Here is a 21,210-nt window from a genome sequence, read left to right on the forward strand (position 1 = left end):
GGGCTCGCAGGGTGGGACGCCGGCCGCATCGCTCACCGATGCGCCGGGCCAGGGTGACGGCGAGCAGGGAGTGGCCGCCCAGGGAGAAGAAGTCGTCCGTGACGCCCACCTCCGGCACGCCGAGTGTCTCCGCGAACACCTCGCACAGTGCGCGTTCGCGGGCGGTGCGCGGTGGGCGGCCGCCCGCCGGAGCGGCGCGGTGGGGGGCGGGCAGTGCGCGCCGGTCGGTCTTTCCGTTGGGGGTGACGGGCAGGGCTGCGAGGCTGAGGTGGGCGGCGGGGACCATGTGGTCGGGCAGGCTCGCCGCGAGGTGTGCGCGCACCTCGTCCTCGTCCGGGCCCGGCGCGCCGTCCACGGGCACGGTGTAGACGACGAGGCGGCGGTCGCCGGGCCGGTCCTCACGGACGGCGGCGCAGGCCGCGGCGACCCCGGGCATCGCGGCGAGGACCGCCTCGATCTCTCCGAGTTCGATGCGGAAGCCGCGGAGTTTGACCTGGTCGTCGACCCGGGAGACGTAGACGAGCTCCCCCTCGGCCGTCCAGCGCACCAGATCGCCCGTGCGGTACATGCGGCCCCCCGTGCGGTCGAACGGGTTGGCCAGGAACCGGGACGCGGTGAGCGCGGGCCGGCCGTGGTAGCCGCGGGCGAGTCCCGCCCCGGAGACGTACAGCTCTCCGACCACGCCGGGCGGTACGGGGGCCAGCCGGTCGTCCAGGACGTGGACCGTGGTGCCGTCGACCGGGGCTCCGATGGACACCGTGCGGTCGGGCGCCAGGGGCCCGTCCGGGTGCTGGCGGCCGCTCATGGTGGCGCAGACGGTGGTCTCGGTGGGTCCGTAGGCGTTGACGAGGAAGCGGTCGCGCGCCCACGTGTGCACCAGGGCGGGCGGGCACGCCTCGCCGGCGAGGACCATGGTCGTGCCGGCCGGCAGTGAGTCCGGCGGCATGACGGCGAGTGCGGCGGGTGGCAGGGTGAGGTGGGTGATGCCACGCTCGCGGGCCAGCGCCGCGAGGGTGGGGCCGGGCAGCAGTGCGTCGCGCTCGTCGATCTCCAGGCAGGCTCCGGAGAGCAGCCCCATGCAGAGTTCCCAGAACGCGGCGTCGAAGCTGACGGACGCCATGTGCAGGACCCGGCTGCCAGGGGTGACGTTCAGCCGGTCGCTCTGGGTCCTTGCCATGGCGCCGACGCCCCGGTGGGTGACGACGACGCCCTTGGGCCGGCCGGTGGATCCGGACGTGTAGATGACGTATGCGGGGTGTGCCGGTCGCGGAGCCGTGCCGGTGCGGGCGGTCGCCGGGGCGCAGTCGCCGAGCTGGTCGGCGTACAGGTGCGGCACTGCGGTCCGGGGAAGGCGGCGGTGGATCGCGGGGGTGGTGAGGAGCAGGCGCGGGGCGGCGTCGTCGAGCATGTACGACAGGCGCTGGGCCGGGTAGTCGGGGTCGAGCGGTACGTAGGCCGCTCCGGTCCTGAGGACGGCGAGCAGCGCCACCACGAGGTGGTGGGTCCGGGGCAGGGCGACGGCGACGCGGTCCTCGGGGCCGATGCCCTGTGCGGCGAGGTGGTGGGCGAGGGTCTCGGCGCGGGCGTCGAGTTCGCCGTAGGTGAGGGTGGTCGCGGCGTCGCGGACCGCCGGGGCGTCCGGGGTGCGCCGGACCCACCGGTCGAAGAGTTCGGGGACCGTCGACCCGGTGTGGTGCTCGGCGGGCCCGGTCCCCCAGTCGGCCAGGCGGGTGTGTTCGGCGACGGTGAGCACGTCGTAGGTGTGCAGGGGGCGCTCGGGGTCAGCTGTGACGGCGTCGAGCAGCAGGACGAGCCGGTCGGCGAGGCCGCGGACCGTCGCCTCGTCGAAGAGCTCCGTCGCGTAGTCGACCGCGGCTCGCATGCCGTCCGGGGCGCCGCTGTCGTCGTACGTCTCCATGAAGGTGAACGACAGGTCGAACTTGCTGACCCCGGCGGCGACCGGTACGCCACTCACGGCCAGGTCCGGCAGGTCCATGGCGGCGGCGGGCGTGTGGTTCTGGAGGACGAGCATGGTCTGGAAAAGGGGGTGGTGGCTCTCTGAGCGCGTGGGGTTGAGCAGTTCCACCAGACGCTCGAAGGGGACGTCCTGGTGTGCGTACGCGGAGAGGTTGGAGTCCTTCACGCGGTCGAGCAGTTCGAGGAACGTCGGATCGCCTGTCAGGTCCGTGCGGAGCACGAGGGTGTTCACGAAGAGTCCGACGAGGTCGGAGGCGGCTTCGTCGGTGCGTCCGGCGACCGCCGTGCCCAGCGGGATGTCGTCGCCGGCGCCGTGCCGGGACAGTACGGTCGACAGGGCGGCCTGGAGGACCATGAAGGCGCTGCATCCGCTGGTCCGGGCGAGTTCCGCGACCCGCGCGGAGGTGGTGGAGCCGACGGCGAAGTCGTAGGTGGCTCCGGTGTGCCGGGGTACGGCCGGGCGCGAGCGGTCCCACGGCAGCTCGACCATCTCCGGAAGGCCGTCCAGTGCGGCTTTCCAGTAGTCCAGTTGGCGCGATACGACACTGTCCGGGTCGTGCTCGTCGCCGAGGAGGCGGCGCTGCCAGAGGGTGTGGTCGGCGTAGTCGACGGGCGGTGCGGGCAGTGCGGGTTCCTCGGTGCGGACCCGGGCCCGGTAGGCGGCGCCCAGGTCGTGGGCGAGAGGGGCGAGGGAGGATCCGTCGGCGGCGATGTGGTGGATCACGAGCACCAGGACGTGGGCGTCGTCGGCCAGACGCAACAGGGTCGCCTGGAGCGGGAGGCGGTGTTCGATGTCGATCGGCTCGGCCGCGGCGGCTCTGATCCGGTGGTGGATCTTGTCCTCGTCGATGGCCTCCCACGCGAACGGAAGGCGGACGTCGTCCGGTGCGGTGATGTGCTGGTGCGGTCCGGTGTCGCCCTCGGGGAAGACCGTGCGCAGGGCCGTGTGCCGGCTGACGACGTCGTGCAGGGCCAGGCGCAGGGCCTCCGTGTCGAGCGGTCCTTCGATGCGTACGGCGAAGGGGATGTTGTACGTGGAGGAGGGGCCTTCGAGCCGGTGGAGGAACCACAGCCGCTGCTGGGCGTACGAGAGCGGAATCGTGGCGGGACGTTCCTGCGGGGTGAGGGCGGGGCGGGGCGGGCGGCCCGATTCCGCCAGGGCGGTGGCGAGTGCGGCGACGGTGGGGTTCTCGAAGAGGGTGCGAATCTCGGTCTCGGTGTCCAGGGCGGCGCGGACTCGGCCCACCAGTCGGGTGGCGAGCAGTGAGTGGCCGCCGAGGGCGAAGAAGCTGTCGTCGATGCCGACGCGTGCCACGCCGAGCACGTCGGCGAAGAGACCGGCGAGGATCTCCTCCATGGCGCCGCGCGGCGCCCGGCCCCGTGCGGCGGGCGTGCTGTCCGGCCTGGGCAGGGCCGCCCGGTCGAGCTTGCCGTTGGGGGTCAGCGGCAGCGAGTCGACCGGCTGGATGACGGAGGGCACCAGGTAGGCGGGCAGGTGGTGTCCCACGTGCGCGGCCAGCCGGTCCGGGTCGGGGGCGGGCCGTCCGGGTGCGGGGACGACGTAGGCGGTGAGGGTGCGGTCGCCGGGCAGGTCCTCGCGGACCAGGACGCAGGCGGCGTGTACCGACGGGTCGGTGCGGAGCACCGTCTCGATCTCGGCGGGCTCGATGCGGTGGCCGCGGAGTTTGATCTGCTGGTCGGTTCTGGCCACGTAGTGCAGGAGGCCGTCGGCGTCCCTGCGTACGAGGTCGCCGGTGCGGTACATGCGCTCCCCGGCGCCGGTGAACGGGTCGGCGACGAATCGGGTGGCGGTGAGGCCGGGCCGTCCCAGGTAGCCGCGCGCCACTCCGGCGCCCGCGATGTACAGCTCGCCCTCCGCGCCGGGCGGTACGGGTCGCATCGCCGCGTCCAGGACGTAACCGCGCATGCCGTCGAGCGGCCGGCCGATCGGGGCCGCGCCTGTGGGAGCGTCGCCGGGGCGGACGCGGTGGAGGGTGGCGAAGGTGGTCGTCTCGGTGGGGCCGTAGACGTGCAGGACGGTGGTGCCGGGGTGGTCTGCGGCGACGCGTTGCGGGATCCCGGGTGCGGCGGCCTCACCTCCGGTGGCCACCGTACGCAGCAGGCCGAGGGCGGCCGGGTCCGCTTCGGCGAGGACGTTGAACAGGGCCGTCGTCAGGAACGCCGACGTCAGGCCGTGCCGGTTGACGAGGTCCCTGAGCACGGCGGGCTGGAGCGTGCCTTCGGGTGCCACGACGACGCGGCCCCCGTTGAGGAGCGGGGCCCAGATCTCGAAGGTGGAGGCGTCGAAGACGTACGCCGAGTGCAGCAGGACGGCGTCGGCCGCGCCGTCCTGCCAGGCCCGGTGCGCGGCGAGGGCGGTCACGTCGGCGTGGGTGACGCCGACGCCCTTGGGGAGGCCGGTGGAGCCGGAGGTGAACATCACGTACGCGAGCCGGGCTCCGCCCGTGACCTCGGGAAGAGCGCCCGGTCCGGCCGGGTCCCCCGGCCGGACGCGGCCGGTGGCGTCGACCCTCAGCACCGCTGTGTCCGGGCCGAGTTCACTTACCCAGGGGTGTGTGCGAGTGCTTTCGTCGACGATCAGGACACGTACGGCGGCGACCTCGGAGACCTGGCGGAGCCGTTCCACCGGCCAGCGCGGGTCGAGGGGCACGTAGGCGGCGCCCGCGCGCAGGGCGGCCAGGGAGGCGGTGACGGTGGCGGCCGAGCGGGCCACCAGGATGCCGACGCCGTCCTCCGCGCCGGTCCCTGCCGCGGTCAGGGCGCCGGCGAGAGTGTCCGAGAGGTCGCGGAGCTGCCGGTAGGTGAGCTGCTCGCCCGCGCCGGACACGGCCACCGCGTCCGGGTGCCGGTCGGCGTTCCTCGCCACGGCGTCCGGGATGCTCATGTCCGGTGCTTCGCAGGCCAGTTCGGCGCCGCGCCCCTGGGAGATCAGGGTCTCGCGCTCACCGTCCAGGAGGACGGGCACGGCGTCGGCGGGGCGGTCGAGCCCCTGTGCCATCGCCGTCAGCAGGCGCCGCGTGCGGGCGACCGCCTGGGCGACGTAGTCGTGGTCCAGGACTGCGGCCCGGTAGCCGAAGGTGATCCTCAGGGTGTCGCCCGGGGCAATGGTGAGGGTGAGCGGGTAGTGGGCGGCGTCCGTCCCGCTGAACCCGGTGACGGCGAGGCCGGGCAGTCCCCGTTGCGCGGTGCGCAGGGCCTCGTCGTCCATCGGGTAGTTCTCGAACACGGTGAGGGTGTCGAAGAGTTCGTCCAGCGCGGTGACTCCCCGGATCTCGCTCAGGCCCACGTGCTGGCTGCCGAGGAGCCGGCCCTGTTCCTCCTGGAGCCGGGTCAGGAGCGCGGCCAGGGTTTCGCCGGGCTCGGGGCGCAGCCGTACGGGCACGGTGTTGATGAACAGGCCGATCATCGACTCGATGCCGGGGATCTCCGGCGGCCGGCCGGACACGGTGGCGCCGAACACGACGTCGGGGCGTCCGGTGAGGTGGCCGAGCAGCAGGCCCCAGGCGCCCTGCACAAGGGTGTTGAGGGTGAGGCGGTGGGCGCGGGCCGTTTCGCGGAGCCGGGCCGTCGTGGCCGCGTCCAGGTCGAGCACCAGGGTTTCGGGCAGTTCCGCGGAGTCCGGCGCGCCCGCGCGGCCGGGTCCGGCGATCAGGGTCGGTGCCTCGATCCCGGCCAGGGCGGTGGACCAGGCGCCGAGGGCTGCCGCGCGGTCCTGCTGGGCGAGCCAGCCGAGGTAGGTGCGGTAGGGGGTGACGCGCGGCAGGGTGCTGTCGTCGCCCCCGGTCGCGTACAGCTCGAAGAGCTCCCGCACGAGCAGCGGCATCGACCAGCCGTCGAAGAGGATGTGATGGCTCGTCATGACCAGGCGGTGGCGCCGCGGTGCGGTGCGCACCAGGGTGAACCGCAGCAGGGGCGGGGTGGTCAGGTCGAAGCGGCGGGTGCGGTCGGCGGCGAGGAAGGCGGTGAGGCGTTCCTCCGTCGTGCCCGTGGAACGCGTATCCGTCAGGTCGAGTTCCTCCAGTGGTACCGGCACCTCGGCGGCCACGGCCTGCACGGGCTCGTCCAGGCCCTCGTGGAGGAAGCCGACCCGCAGGTTGGCGTGTCTGCGCAGCAGGCTGCCGATGGCGGCGCGCAGCGCGGGAATGCCGACGGGGCCTTCGAGGTCGAAGACGAACTGCGCGGTGTAGACGTCCACGGCGTGCGAGTCGTAGAGGGCGTGGAAGTGCATGCCTGCCTGAAGCGGCGTCAGCGGTAGTACGTCCTCCAGCTGGAAACCGGTCACTTGTGTCCACCCCACTTGTTCTGCAGTCGGTCGATCTGGGCCTGGTTGAGCGACACCAGGGGAAGGTCGGACGGTGTGTAGCCGCCCGCGTCGGGCCGTTCGGCGTGGTCCGCGATGGCGCGCAGCGCCCGCGCGAACGCGTCGGTCAGCGCCCCCACGTCCTCCTCCTTGAGGAGGTCGCTGGGCCAGGTCCAGCGGGTCACCAGCCGTGGGCCGTCGGGCAGGTCCTCGGTGTGCGCGTTGATGTCGAGGACGTGGTGCACGGGCATGTCCGGGTCCTGGCTGCGCGGCCCGCCGCCGTCGAGGAGTACGTCCCAGTCGGCGCCCGCCGCGCCGTCCGGGGTGCTGTGTGAAGCGGCATACCGTCCGAGGTAGTTGAAGCCGATCTGAGGGTCGATGCCGGTGGTCAGGCGGGGGCGGGTCGCCGGGTTGAGGTGGCGCAGCATTCCGTGGCCGACGCCGTGGTCGGGCACGGCCCGCAGCTGTTCCTTGACGCGTTTGACCGCGCGTTCGATCAGTGCGGCGTCGAGCCCTCCCGGCCTGCGGGCATCGATGGGTCCTGGGTCGAGCCGGACGGGGTAGAGGCTGGTGAACCAGCCGACGGTGCGGGAGAGGTCGATGTGGTCGGCGATCTGCTCGCGGCCGTGGCTCTCCAGGTCGATGAGGACGCCGGTGCCGGTGGGCGCGGGTGTGCCGGGGTTCGCGTCCCGTTCCGCCCGCCAGGTGCGGACGGCGAGGGCGAGACCGGTGAGCAGGATGTCGTCCACCCCCGCGTGGAAGGCGCCGGGGGCGGTGGTGAGCAGCGGCTGTGTCCAGGAGGCGGGCAGGTGGGTGACGAGGGTGCGGGTGCCGTCGGCGGTGTCCAGATGGGGGTCGAGCGGCCGGTATCCCAGTTGGGGGTCGGGGGTGCTCAGTACGTCCTGCCACAGGGGCAGTTCGGCTTCCCGCTCGGTGCTCCGTGCCTGGGAAGCGAGGAGGTGTGCCCAGCTTCGGTAGGACGTGGTGACGGCGGGCAGGGCCGTTGCGGGGGTCTCCTCCGCGGTGCCGGCTTCGGTGACGGCCTGCCAGGCGCGGGCCAGGTCCGCGGCGAGGACGCGCCAGGAGACGGCGTCGACGGCGAGGTGGTGCACGACGAGCAGCAGGCGGCCACGGGCCTGCGGTCCGGCGTCGCACCAGACGGCTTCGACGACGTTCCCTTCCGCGGGCCGCAGCCGCTTGCGTACCTGTTCGCCGGCCTCTGTGGTGGCGGCGCGGGCGGCCTCGGCGTCGAGACCCGCGATGTCGACGCGGGTGAAGCGGTCGCGGGCCGGGACGGCGCCGGGCGGCAGGGCTTCGAGGGCGGGTTCGCCCCCGGCCGGTCGGGTGATGCGCAGGCGGAGCATGTCGTGGTGGTCGATGAGGAGTTGGAGGGCGGCGATGAGCGTGTCCTCCTCGGCTCCCGCAGGCGTGCGCAGTACTCCGGACTGGTTGTAGCCGTCCGTGGTGCCGGGCCGTTCCAGGAGCCAGGCGGCGATGGGTGTCGGCGGCATCTCGCCCGTGCCTCGGTCGGCCCGCGCGGTGGTGTCGTGGTCGAGCGCGGTGGCGGCGGCCGCGATGGCCTCGGGGGTGCGGTGGACGAAGACGTCGCGGGGTGTGACTCCGAATCCCGCCTCCCGGACCCGGCTGACGAGCTGGATCGAGAGGATGCTGTCGCCGCCGAGCGCGAAGAAGTCGTCGTCCGTACGGACGGCCGGGGCGCGCAGGACGGAGGCGAAGACGTCGCACAGGACGCGTTCCCGATCGGTGCGCGGCTGCCCGCCCGGCCGGGTGGCGGCGGGGCGCGCCGGGGCGGGCAGCGCCCCGCGGTCGGTCTTGCCGTTCGGCAGGAGCGGCAGCGCGTCGAGGGCGACGAAGACGGCGGGCACCATGTACGGCGGCAGGGCGGAGGTGAGCCGGGTCCGCAGTTCGCTGTCCGTCGGGCCGGCGCTGTCATCGCGCGCGTCGGGAACGGTGTAGGCAACCAGGCGCCGCTCCCCCGGCCGGTCCTCGCGGACGACGGCGCAGGCGGCTGCGATGCCGTCGAGGCCGGTGAGCGCGGCCTCGATCTCGCCGGGTTCGATGCGGAAGCCGTGCAGCTTGACCTGGTCGTCGGCGCGCGAGACGTAGGTGAGCAGCCCGTCGGCGTCCCGTTTGACGAGGTCGCCCGTGCGGTACATGCGGCTGCCGGCGGGGCCGTACGGATCCGCGACGAAGCGGGTGGCGGTCAGACCGGGGCGCCCCAGGTAGCCGCGGGCGAGACCTTCACCGGCGATGTGGAGCTCTCCGGTGATGCCCGGCGGGACCGGCCGGAGCCCGGCGTCCAGGACGTAGGCGCGGGTGTTGTCGACGGGGTGGCCGAGCGGCACGCCCGCCGCGGTGGCGGCTTCCTCGCTCCGGTGCCGGTGGGCGGTGGCGTCGATGGTGGTCTCTGTCGGTCCGTACAGGTTGTGGACCTCGGCGCGCCAGGCCTGTCCGATCCGCTCGGCCAGGGACGTGGGCAGGGGTTCGCCTCCGCACAGGACGGCTCGCAGCGTCGACGGCGCCTCCTCGGGGCCGGTCTCGGTGAGGACGGCCGAGAGGTGCGAGGGGACGAACTGCGCGAGGGTCACCCCGGCGTCGCGCATGCGGGCGAGCAGTCCGGCGGGGTCGTGGTTGACGGCGGGCGGCACGGGGCAGGTGGAGCCGCCGTGCAGCAGCGGCAGCCAGGTCTCCCAGACCGAGGCGTCGAAGCTCGGGGAGGTGCGTGCCAGGACCCGGTCGTCGTCGGTGAGCGCGAGGTGGCCGGCCATCCAGGCCATGTGGTTGGTCAGGGACGCGTGGGTGACGACGACGCCCTTGGGGCGGCCGGTGGAGCCCGAGGTGTAGATGACGTACGCCGCGTCGAGCGGGTCCGGTCCGGCGCCGGGCGGGGCTCCGCGCCCTGTGGACCACGCTGCCCGGTCGTCCAGCGCGAGGCAGGGGACGGACGCGGCGTACCGCGCGGCGCGTGTGGTGCCGTGGGTGAGGAGCAGCGCCGGGCGGGCGTCGTCGAGCATGTAGGTGATCCGCGCCTCCGGGTACTCCAGGTCGACCGGCAGGCAGGCGGCCCCGGCCTTGGCCACCGCCAGCATGGCGACGACCTGGTCGGCTGTGCCTTCGAGGGCGAGGGCGACGAGGTCGCCTCCACCGATGCCCCGGTCGTACAGATGGTGTGCCAGGTCGTCCGAGAGGGCGTCCAGTTCGCTGAAGGTGAGACGGTGGGCGCCGTCCCGTACGGCGATCGCCGCAGGGGTTCTGGCGGACTGCCCGCGGAACGCCTCGGGCGCGGTGCGCGCGGTCAGGGTCCGGGCGGGGCCGTGTGCGGCCCGCTCCAGGCTCTGCCGCTCGGCCGTCTCCATGACCTCGACCGCGTGGACGCGACTGTCGGGCTCTGCGGCGAGTGCGGTGAGGAGACGGGTCAGACGTGCGGCCAGGGTGTGTGCGGTGGCGGGGGCGAAGAGTTCGGTGGAGAACTCCAGTACGCCGTCGAGTCCCGCGGGCCTGCCCTCGCCGTCGCGCGTCTCGGTGAAGGTGAAGGTCAGGTCGAATTTGCTGATGCCGGTGTGCACGGGCTGCCCGGTCACCGTGAGACCGGGCAGCTCCACCGTGGTGTCCGCCTGGTTCTGGAGGACGAGCATGGTCTGGAACAGTGGGTGGTGGTTCTGAGCCCGTACCGGGTCGAGCGCGTCCACCAGCCGCTCGAACGGCACGTCCTGATGGGCGTAGGCGGCGAGGTCGAATTCCCTGACCCGGTCGATGACTTCGGCGAAGGTGGGATCTCCCGACAGGTCGGTGCGCAGGACGAGGGTGTTGACGAAGAAGCCCACCAGATCGTCCAGGGCCTCGTCGGTGCGCCCTGCCACGGCGGTGCCGAGCGGGATGTCCTGACCGGCGCCGTGCCGGGAGAGCAGAACCGACAGCGCGGCCTGGAGCACCATGAAGAGGCTGCTTCCCCGGGACCGGGCGAGTTCCGCGAGGGCCCGGTGGGTGTCCGCGTCGACGGGGAAGGCGTACGCGTCGCCGCCGTACGCCGTGACGGCGGGGCGCGGCCGGTCGCACGGCAGGTCGAGCAGGTCGGGGGCCCCGGCGAGTGCGGTGCGCCAGAAGTCGAGCTGGCGGGCCGCCTGGCTCGACGGGTCGTCCTCCGCGCCGAGCAGCGCGCGCTGCCACAGGGTGTAGTCGGCGTACTGGACGCCGAGGTCCGTCCAGGCCGGTTCCTCGCCCTCCGCGCGTGCCCGGTAGGCGTCGCCGAGGTCGCGGGCGAGCGGGGCGAGGGACCAGCCGTCGCCCGCGATGTGGTGGACGAGCAGCACGAGTACGTGGGATTCGGCGTCGAGCCGCAGCAGCCTTGCCCGCACGGGCAGTTGGGTGCCGATGTCGAAGGTGTGCGCGACCTCGGCGGTCAGTACCTCGTCCAGGCGGGCGGGGTCGGTGTCGCGGGGGCTCAGGTCGAGGTCGGCGCCACCGGCGTCGAGGACCAGCTGGCGCGCGACGCCGTCGGTCTCGGGAAAGACGGTGCGCAGGCTTTCGTGGCGTTCGACGACGTCCGCGAGGGCGCTCTCCAGGGCCTCCGCGTCGAGTGGGCCGTCCAGGCGCAGCACCAGCGGCACGTTGTACGTGGCGCTGGGCCCCTCGAACCGGTTGAGGAACCACAGGCGTTGCTGGGCGAAGGAGAGCGGCAGCGGATCGGGGCGGTGCGGAGCGCGCTCCAGCTGGTTCCTGGCCCTCTCCGCGCCGTCCAGTGTGGCCGCGAGCGCGGCCGGCGTGGGGTGCTCGAAGACGGTCTTGACCTGGACCTCGACGGCGAGCGCGGTGCGGATGCGGGCGGCCAGCCGGGTGGCGAGCAGGGAGTGGCCGCCCAGGGCGAAGAAGTCGTCGTCGGCGCCCGCCCCTTCGAGGCCGAGCACATCGGCGAAGAGTCCGCAGAGGATCTCCTCGCGCGCGGTACGGGCGGCGCGCCCCCGGACCGGTGCGTCGTGCGCGGGCCGCGGCAGGGCGCCTTGGTCCACCTTCCCGTTCACGGTCAGCGGCAGGGCGTCCAGCAGGACGAACGCGGAGGGCACCATGTAGCCGGGCAGGGACCGGCCGACGGCTCGGGCGAGTTCGGCTGGTTCGGGACGCGTCCCGGCCGCGGGCACCACGTACGCGACGAGCCGCCGGTCGCCCGGGGTGTCCTCGCGGACGACGGCGAAGGAGTCGGCGACACCGTCGCAGCAGGCCAGCACGCCCTCGATCTCGCCGAGTTCGATGCGGTAGCCGCGCAGCTTGACCTGGCTGTCGGCGCGGGTGACGTAGGCGATCTGTCCGTCGGGGGTCCACCGCACGAGGTCGCCGGTGCGGTACATGCGGCCGCCCGACGGGTCGAACGGATCGGCGACGAACCGGGTGGCGGTCAGGCCGGGGAGGCCGGTGTACCCGCGTGCCACGCCGCGTCCGGCGAGGTACAGCTCGCCCGTGACGCCCGGCGGGACCTGGCCCAGGGAGCCGTCGAGGACGTACAGCCGCATGCCGTCCAGGGCGCGCCCGATGGGTGGCGGGCCGGACGGCAGGCCGGGCGCCACGTCGTAGCGGGTGGCGAAGGTGGTCGTCTCGGTGGGGCCGTACACGTGGAGGACGCGGGTACCGGTCGCGGTGCCCGCGATCCGCTGCATCGCATCCGGCGAGGCCAGTTCCCCTCCGGCGCAGACGAGCCGGAGGCCGGTGAAGGCACCCGGATCGGTCTCCGCGATCACGTTGAACAGGGCCGTCGTCATGAAGACCGCGCTCACTCCGTGTTCCTGCACGGCATCGCCGAGGGCGCGGGCCTCCAGGACGCCGTCCGGTGCGACGACGATCCGCCCTCCGTTCAGCAGCGGGGCCCAGATCTCGAACGTCGACGCGTCGAAGACGTACGCCGAGTGCATCAGAACGGCGTCGGCGGCGCCGCCCTGCCAGGCGGAGTCGGCCGTCAGCGCCACCACGTCGGCGTGCGTGACACCGACGCCCTTGGGCAGACCGGTGGAGCCGGAGGTGAACATCACGTAGGCGAGGGCGCCGGGGCTCCGCACGGTGGCGGGGTGTCCCGGCTGCTCGGGCGCGCCGTGGAGGATCCGGCCGAGCCGGTCCACGACCACGACCGGGATCCGGCGCGCGGTCTCGGCCACCCAGGGGGAGGCGAGGGCGTTCTCGTCGACGACGAGGACCCGCACGTCGGCCACCCCGGCCACCTGTTCCAGCCGCTCCGCGGGCCAGCGCGCGTCCAGCGGGACGTACGCGCCGGCCGCGCGGACCGCGCCGAGCGACACCGTCACGACCGCCGGTGACCGGGAGAGCAGTACGCCGATCCCGGTCTCGGGGCCGACGCCCAGGCCGGCCAGGGCGCGGGCCAGTCCGGCGGAGGCCAGGTCGAGTTCGGCGTAGGTGAGGGCGCCGCCGTCGCCGGTGACGGCCACGGCGTCCGGTACGCGGTGGGCCTGGGCCGCGAAGAGCGCGGGCAGGGTGGCGTCCTCGGTGTGCGCCGGCAGGGCGCCGCCGGTCCCCCGGCGCGTGACGCGGGCGTGCTCGTCCGGTGTCATCAGGTCGTAGCCCGACAGGGGCAGGGCGGGGTTCGCGGCCGCCTGCTCCAGGAGCCGGACCAGGCGGTCCGCGAGGGCTTCGACGGTGGACCGGTCGAAGAGGGCGGTGGCGTACTCGATCCCGGCGCTGAGGCCGCCGTCGCGCTCCTCGTCGAAGGCGAAGGTGAGGTCGAATTTGCTGAGCCCGTTGTGGACGAGCCGGCTCTCGACGGTGAGGCCGGGCAGTGCGGGCAGGGCGGTCTCCTGGTTCTGCAGGACCAGCATGGTCTGGAACAGCGGGTGGTGGTTCCGGGCCCTGACGGGGTTGACGCTCTCGACGAGACGCTCGAAGGGCACGTCCTGGTGCGCGTAGGCGGCCAGGTCGAATTCCCGCACGCGCAGCAGGAGTTCGTTGAAGGTGGGGTTGCCCGACAGGTCCGTGCGCAGGACGAGCGTGTTGACGAAGAACCCGACCAGTTCCTCCAGTGCCTCGTCCGTGCGGCCGGCGACGGGCGAGCCGAGCGGGATGTCGTCGCCCGCGCCGTGCCGGTGGAGCAGGGTGGCCACCGCTGCCTGGAGGACCATGAAGAGGCTGCTTCCCGACTCCCGTGCCAGGCGCAGGAGCCGGGCGTGGAGGGCGGGCGGTACGTCGAAGGTGTGGACGGCTCCCGCCGGGTCGGTGGTGACCGGGCGCGGCCGGTCCAGCGGGAGGTCGATGAGGCCGGGCAGGCCCGCGAGGGCGGTGTGCCAGTGGTCGAGTTGCTGCCGCAGGACGCTCCGGGGCGCGAGACCGTCGCCCAGGGCGGTGTGCTGCCAGAGGGTGTAGTCGGCGTACTGGAGCGGGGTGCCGGTCACCGGTTCGGGTTCCCGGCCGGTGAGGCGGGCTTCGTAGGCCTCGCCGAGGTGCCGGGCGAGCGGGGCGAGGGACCAGCCGTCGCCCGCGATGTGGTGCAGGACGAGCACCAGGACGTGGTGGCCGGGCGCGGACCGCAGGAGGAGGGCGCGCAGCGGCGGGTCCGTGATGACGTCGAACGGTTCGCGCACGGCGGCCAGGACCGCGGCCTCCAGATCGGCGGGCGCGGTGCTCACGACCGGCAGTCGGGGGGTGGCGGTCCCGGCGGGAAGGACCACCTGGTGCGGTACGCCGTCGCGTTCGGGGAACAGGGTGCGCAGCGCCTCGTGCCGCTCCACGACGTCACGCAGCGCGGCACGCAGGGCGTCGGTGTCCAGGACCCCGTCGAGTTCGAGCACGAGCGGAATGTTGTAGGCGGAGCTGGGCCCTTCGAACCGGTTGAGGAACCACAGGCGCCGCTGGGCGTAGGACAGCGGCAGCGGATCGGGCCGCCGCACCACGGGCACGACCGGCGGGTGGGTCCGGCTCCGGGTGTCCAGGACGCGGGCCAGGCCCGCGACGGTCGGGTGCTCGAAGAGGGTGCGTACGGCGATCTCGGCACCGAGGACGGCGCGGACGCGGCTGACGACGCGCATGGCGAGGAGCGAGTGCCCGCCCAGCTCGAAGAAGCTGTCGTGCAGTCCCACCAGGGGCCGGCGCAGGACGTCGGCGAAGACTCCGGCGAGCAGGCCTTCCCGGAGGGTGTGCCGCCCCGCTCCGTCGGTGTTGTCGGAGCCGTGCGGGGGTTCCGGCAGGGCGCGCCGGTCCACTTTGCCGTTGGGCAGGAGCGGGAGGTCGTCCAGGATGACGACGGCGCCGGGCACCATGTAGTGCGGGAGGCTCTCGGCGAGGGCGTCGCGCAGGGTGACGGGGCGTTGGGCCGGGTCGCCGGTGACGGCGTAGGCGACCAGGCGGCGCACGCCCGGTGTGTCCTCACGGATCACGGCGCAGGCGGCGGTGACGGCGGGGATCGCCAGCAGTGCGGCCTCGACCTCGCCCGGCTCGATGCGGAAGCCGCGCAGTTTCACCTGGTCGTCGGCGCGTGCGACGTAGTCGAGGAGACCTTGGTGGTTCCAGCGCACGAGGTCGCCCGTCCGGTACATCCGCGCGCCCTTCCCGTCGAACGGGTCGGCGACGAACCGCGCGGCGGTCAGGCCGGGGCGGTCGAGGTAGCCGCGGGCGAGGTTGGGGCCCGACAGGTACAGCTCACCGGTGACGCCCGGTGCGACGGGCCGCAGCCGGCCGTCCAGGACGTAGGCGCGCATGGTGTCGACGGGGCGGCCGATCGGCACGGTCTCGTACGGGGTGGCGGACTCCGCGTGCCCGTCGTTCCCCGGCACGTCGATCCGGTGGGCGGTGGCGTCGATGGTGGCCTCGGTCGGCCCGTAGAGGTTGTGCACGTCGGCCCGCCACACCTCGGCGGCCTCGGCGGCGAGAGCGCGCGGCAGCGGTTCGCCACCGCACAGTACGGCGCGCAGGCCGGGCAGCGGCGCGGCGTGCGCCGCCTCGGTGAGCACGAGGGCCAGGTGGGAGGGGACGAACTGGGCGAGTGTGACGTCGAACCGGCTCATCCAGGAGACCAGGGCACGGGGTTCGGTGTTGGCGCCGTCCGGCAGCAGGCAGACTTCGGCGCCGTTCATCAGCGGGAGCCAGAGCTCCCACACGGAGGCGTCGAAGCTGGCGGAGGTACGGGCGAGCACCCGGTCGTCCGGAGTGATCGCCAGGTGCCCCGCCATCCAGGCCATGTGGTTGGCGAGTGCGGCGTGCGGGACGACCACGCCCTTCGGGCGGCCGGTGGATCCCGAGGTGTAGATGACGTACGCGGGGTCCGCCGGGTGGGGCGCGTCCGGGATGCGCCCGGCACGGCCCGTGGCCGGGGCGGCCGGGGCGTCCAGGGCGAGCCAGGGCACGCCGCAGTCGGACAGCTCCGCCTGGACGTCCGTGGTGCCGAGCAGCAGGACGGGGCGGGCGTCCGCCAGCATGTGGCGGATACGGGCGGCCGGGTACTGCGGGTCGACCGGCAGGTAGGCGGCGCCGGCCCGGAGCACGGCCAGCATGGCGACGACGGTGTCCACGGAGGGCGGCGCCGCGATCGCCACCCTGGTCTCACGGCCCGCGCCGCGTTCCCGCAGGAGGTGGGCGAGGGCGTCGGCTCGTGCGTCGAGCTCGGCGTACGTGAGGCTCGTGTGCGCGTCGCGCACGGCGACGGCGCCGGGTTCGCGCGCGGCCCGTTCCCGGACCGCTTCGGTGACGGTGCGGGATGGCGGGGGCCGCTCCGCTCCGCGTCCCTGTTCCAGGAGGCGGTCCCGTTCGGCGGGGGTCAGCGGGTCCAGGTCGCTGATGGGCCGGTCCGGGTCTGCCACGGCCAGGGTGAGGACGTGGGCGAACCGGGCGCACAGGGCGCGTGCGGTGGCGGCGTCGAAGAGGTCGGTCGCGTACTCCAGGTAGCCGCTGATGCCTCCGCCCGCGTCCGTGGCGCCCAGCAGCGGGTCCGGGGCGGCGCCGCGCGGTGGGCCGGCCTGTCCGCCGATCCCGGCGGATCTCGTGCTCCCGGATTCTTCCGCCGGTCCCGGCACTTCGGTGAGCGAGAACGTCAGGTCGAACTTGCTGCCACCTCGGTGCCGCGACCGGTCGTGGACGGTGACGCCCGGCAGATCGAGACTCGTGCGCTCCTGGTTCTGGAGGACCAGCATGGTCTGGAAGAGGGGGTGGTGGTCGCCGGACCGTTCGGGGTTGACGGCCTCCACGATCCGCTCGAAGGGGATGTCGCCGTGGCTGAGGGCGGCGATGCCGAACCGCTTCACCCTGTCCAGCAGTTGCCGGAACGGCGGGTCGCCGGACAGGTCCGTGCGCAGGACGACGGTGTTGACGAAGAAGCCGACCAGTTCGTCCAGGGCCTCGTCGGTGCGTCCGGCGACGGCGGTGCCCAGCGGGATGTCGGATCCGGCGCCGTGGGCCTGGAGCGTCACGGCGAGGGCCGCTTGGAGCACCATGAAGGGCGTGCAGCCCGCGGTGCGGGCGAGCCGGGTGAGGGCGGCGTGCGCGGCGGCGGGCAGCTCGAAGGGGACGGCGTCGCCCCGGTGGCTGGGCACGGCCGGGCGGGGTCGGTCGAGCGGCAGGTCCAGCAGGTCGGGGGCGCCGTGCAGCGCCTCCTTCCAGAACCCGGCCTGCCGGGCGCCCAGGCTGTCCGGGTCGCTGTCGTCGCCGAGCAGCCGGCGCTGCCAGAGGGCGTAGTCGGCGTACTGCACGCGCAGCGGGGCCCAGTCGGGGGCTCCCGCGCCCTCGGTCCTGGCGCGGTAGGCGGCTGTGAGGTCGCGGCTGAGCGGGGCGAGGGACCAGCCGTCCGCGACGATGTGGTGCAGGACGAGGACGAGGACGTGGCGGTCGGGTCCCGGGCGGAGCAGATGGGCGCGGACCGCGGTGTCGCCCGCGAGGTCGAAGGGTGCGGTGGTCAGGTGACGCACCGTCTCCTCGGCCCAGGTGCCCGCGTTGTCGTCGGCCCCGGGCTGTTCGACGGGGAGGGGGACGAGCGAGGCGGCGGCGTCCGCGTCCAGGACTTCCTGGCGGGCGATGCCGTCGTGTTCGGCGAAGACCGTGCGCAGGCTCTCGTGCCGGGCGACCACGTCGGCGAGGGCGCCGCGCAGGGCGTCCGTGTCCAGGGGGCCGTCGATTTCGAGGACGAGCGGGACGTTGTAGCTGCTGTCGGGGCCCTCCGCCCGGTTGAGGAACCAGAGGCGCTGCTGTGCGAAGGACAGCGGCACCGCGTCGGGACGGGGCTGCGGGAGGAGGAGCGGTCTGGTCGTACCGGTGGTGTCCAGGACCGTGGCCAGGGAGGCGACGGTGGGGTGGTCGAAGAGGGTGGCGAGGCCGAGTTCGGCACCCAGGGCGGTCCGTACTCGGCCGGTGAGGCGGGTGGCGAGCAGGGAGTGGCCGCCCAGGGAGAAGAAGTTGTCGTCGATTCCGACCGCCGCCATGCCGAGGACGTCGGCGAAGAGACCGGCCAGGACCTCCTCGTAGGGGGTGCGCGGGGCACGGCCCCCTGACGTGACGGCGCGGGGCGCGGGCAGAGCCCCCCGGTCGACCTTGCCGTTGGCGTTCAGCGGCAGTGCGTCCAGTGTCACGAACGCGGAGGGCACCATGTACGCGGGCAGTGCGCGGCCCGCTCTGCGGGTCAGGGCGGATGCGTCCGGCCGGGCACCGGGAGCCGGTACGACATAGGCGACGAGCCGGCGGTCACCCGGTATGTCCTCGCGGACCACGACGCAGGCACCTCGTACGTCCGGGGCGGCCAGCAGGACGTTCTCGGTCTCGGCCGGTTCGATGCGGAACCCCCGGAGCTTGATCTGCCCGTCCGCACGCCCGACGTACTCGATGTCGCCGCGGGCGGTCCAGCGCACCAGGTCGCCCGTGCGGTACATCCGGCGGCCCGACGTGTCGTGCGGGTCGGCGACGAACCGGGTGGCCGTCAGCGCGGGGTTGCCCTGGTAGCCGCGGGCGACGCCGTGGCCGCCGACGTACAGCTCCCCCACGACACCGGGCGGCACCATGGCGAGGGTGTCGTCCAGGACGTACAGGCGCATCCCGTCGAGGGCCCGGCCGATGGGCGGGACGCCCGTGGTGCCCGGGGCGACCGGATGGCGGGTGGCGAAGGTCGTGGTCTCCGTGGGGCCGTATACGTGCAGGACGCCGGTGCCGGGCGTCGCGGCGGCCACCCGCTGCATCAGGTCCGGCGTCGCCGCCTCACCGCCGGTGGCGACCACGCGGAGCCCGGCGAACGCGGCCGGGTCCGCCTCGGCCATCACGTTGAACAGGGCCGTCGTCAGGAACAGCGCGGTGACGCCGTGCCGCTCGACCGTGTCGCGGAGGACCCGTGCCTCCAGGACGCCGGCGGGCGCCACGACCACGCGGCCGCCGTTGAGGAGCGGTGCCCAGATCTCGAAGGTGGCGGCGTCGAAGACGTACGCCGAGTGCATCAGCACCGCGTCGCAGACGCCGCCCGTCCAGGTGCGGTCGGCGGCCAGCGCGAGGACGTCGGAGTGGGTGACGCCGACACCCTTGGGGAGTCCGGTGGACCCGGAGGTGAACATCACGTAGGCGAGCCGGTCGCCGCGGACCGCGCGCGGCAGCGGTCCCGGCCGCGGCGGCGCGCCACGCAGGACACCGCCGAGCGCGTCGAGGACGATCAGCGGCATACCCGCGGCTGTCCGCTCCCGCACCCAGGGCTGACGGGCCGTCGCCTCGTCGGCCACCAGGGCGCGTACGCGGGCCGCTTCCCCGACGCGGTCGAGCCGTTCGCCGGGCCAGGCCGCGTCCATCGGTACGTACGCGGCTCCGGCGCGTACCGCGCCGAGCGTGGCGGACAGCACGGCCGCGGAGCGGCCGATGAGTACGCCGACGCCGTCCTCGGCCCCGATGCCCCAGCCGGCCAGGGCAGCCGCGAGGTCCTCCGCCGTCCCGGCCAGCTCCCGGTACGTGAGCGTGACGTCGCCGTCCACCACGGCCGGGGCGTCGGGTGTCCGGCGTGCCTGCGCGCCGAACGCGTCCGGGAGGCTCGATGCCACGGTCCGCGCCGGCACGGCAGCACCACGCCCTTGCCGGCGGAGGACCTCGGTGGCGGTCTCGTCGAGGAGCGGCAGTTCGCGCAGCGGGAGGTCGTGGTCCGCGTCGGCGAGAGCGGACAGGAAGGAGACGACGGCCTGCTGGAGCAGCCGCACGTCCTGCGGCTCGTAGCGCTCCGGGTCGGCGTCGAATCCGATCAACGGCCCCTTGTCGTCGGCCCGTTCCGAGACGAAGAAGGACACGTCGTCGGCCGGTCCGACGGACAGCACGCGGGAGGCGCCGGGGCTGCCGGCGAAGTCCAGGTCGTAGTCGTAGCCCATGATGTTGACGACGACACCGGTCAGGCGGGCCGCGTCGTCGGTCATGTTCAGCTCACGTGCCAGCTGTTCGCGGGAGAACCTGCGGTGCCGCAGGGCGCCGCGCATCTCGGCGGCGACGGCGCGTACGAGAGAGCCGACCGTCATCTCGGGGGTGACGGTGAGGCGCAGCGGCAGGATGTTGGAGGTCATGCCGACGATGTGGCGGAGTCCGCTGTGACGGCCGTTGGAGGCGAGGCCCACGGTGACGTCCTGTGTTCCGGTGGCCCGGCCGATGTAGGCGGCGACCGCGCTCACGAGGACGGCGCTCCAGGTGGTGCGGTTGGCGGAGGCGATCGTGCGCAGGCGGTCGCGGACGGCGATGGGCAGCGTCTCGCCGGTGTGCAGCCGGATCTCCGGTGCGTCGGGGGTGGCCGACGGCGGTGCGTCGGGGGTGGCCGGCGCAGGTGCGGCGGTGCGTCGGCGGATGAGCGCCCGGCCGGCGTGCGCGTCCGCTCTGTCGCCCGGTCCGTGCGTGTCAGCGGTGCCGGGTGTGTCCGACGCGGCGCGATCGGCGACCAGGTCCGCGAACCGGCCGGTCCAGTAGGCGCGGTCGGCCTGGTAGCGGTCCGATTCGCGGTAGGCCTCCTCGTCGGCGACGAGATCGCGCAGGGACGCTGCGGGCACCTCGGCCGTGTCGAGGTTCTCGCCCCGCACCGCGCGACCGTAGAGATCGGCCACGGTGCGGGTGAAGACGGAGCCGCCGAGGCCGTCGACGGCTATGTGGTGGAACCTCACGTACCAGTAGTGCAGTCGGTCGCTGACACGGAGCAGCGCGAAGTGGTGGGCCGGGGCCTCGATCGTGTCGACGGCGGCCATGTCGTCGGCCAGGTAGCGCTCGACCGCGCCGATGGGGTCGTCGGCTTCGGACAGGTCGACCCGGCGGAGCAGGCTGGTCCCGTCCGGGGAGCGCCGGACGACACGCTGGCGGACCGCGCCGTCCTCGGTGACGTACACGGTGTTGAGGCTGTCGCACAGTGCGGCGGCCCGGTCGAGCGCGGCGGCGAATAACACCTCGTCGAGGCCGCCCCGAACCTCGACGCATTCCCCGATGTTGTATTTCGGGCTCTGCGGATCGACCAGTTGCCCGTACCAGACCCCTTGTTGAGCCAAGGTCGTCCCGAACAAATCTTCGGGAACAGCCCCTGCGGAGTCGGAGTTGTTTTCGCGCATGGCGGATCACACCTTTGGGGAGAGATTTACGGGGGACGGAGAGGGCGCGACAAAACCACCCGCGCCGACGCATCACATTTGGGCGACGGCGGACAGATGAAATCACGGAGAAGCGTCGCCGAACCCATGGCATCGACATGGTGGAGTCCCTGTCGGCCCGGTGGATCGACAGGCACACCACCGACTTCACGCATCGAGGACGATCCGCGAGTCAGTCCATTAATGATTCACGAAAGCCAAACAAGGGCGACATGATCGCTCATGGGTCAGACGTGAATGATTGCCGCTCCAGCCTGATCGATTCTGCTCGGTTGCGAGCGAAGACGATCGGACTGGAGCACCGGAACATGCCCGCCCCAGGTGGTCGCCTACGGCGGCGTC

General features: G+C 73.5%; 1 protein-coding gene and 1 pseudogene. Both read right to left on the bottom strand.

Going from position 1 to position 21,210, the window contains the following annotated elements; all coding sequences use genetic code 11:
- Nucleotides 1–31 precede the first annotated feature (31 nt).
- Nucleotides 32–6,295: pseudogene (locus tag ACFVQ0_RS00110) on the bottom strand (amino acid adenylation domain-containing protein); the annotation flags it as partial.
- Complete coding sequence (locus ACFVQ0_RS00115; RefSeq protein ID WP_390082976.1) at nucleotides 6,277–20,829, bottom strand: amino acid adenylation domain-containing protein; 14,553 nt, start codon at nucleotides 20,827–20,829, stop codon at nucleotides 6,277–6,279. The pseudogene ACFVQ0_RS00110 and the gene ACFVQ0_RS00115, both read right to left, overlap by 19 nt.
- Between the last annotated feature and the right edge of the window lie 381 nt (nucleotides 20,830–21,210).

Source organism: Streptomyces sp. NPDC057900, assembly GCF_042887885.1.
In the GTDB taxonomy this organism is placed as follows: domain Bacteria; phylum Actinomycetota; class Actinomycetes; order Streptomycetales; family Streptomycetaceae; genus Streptomyces.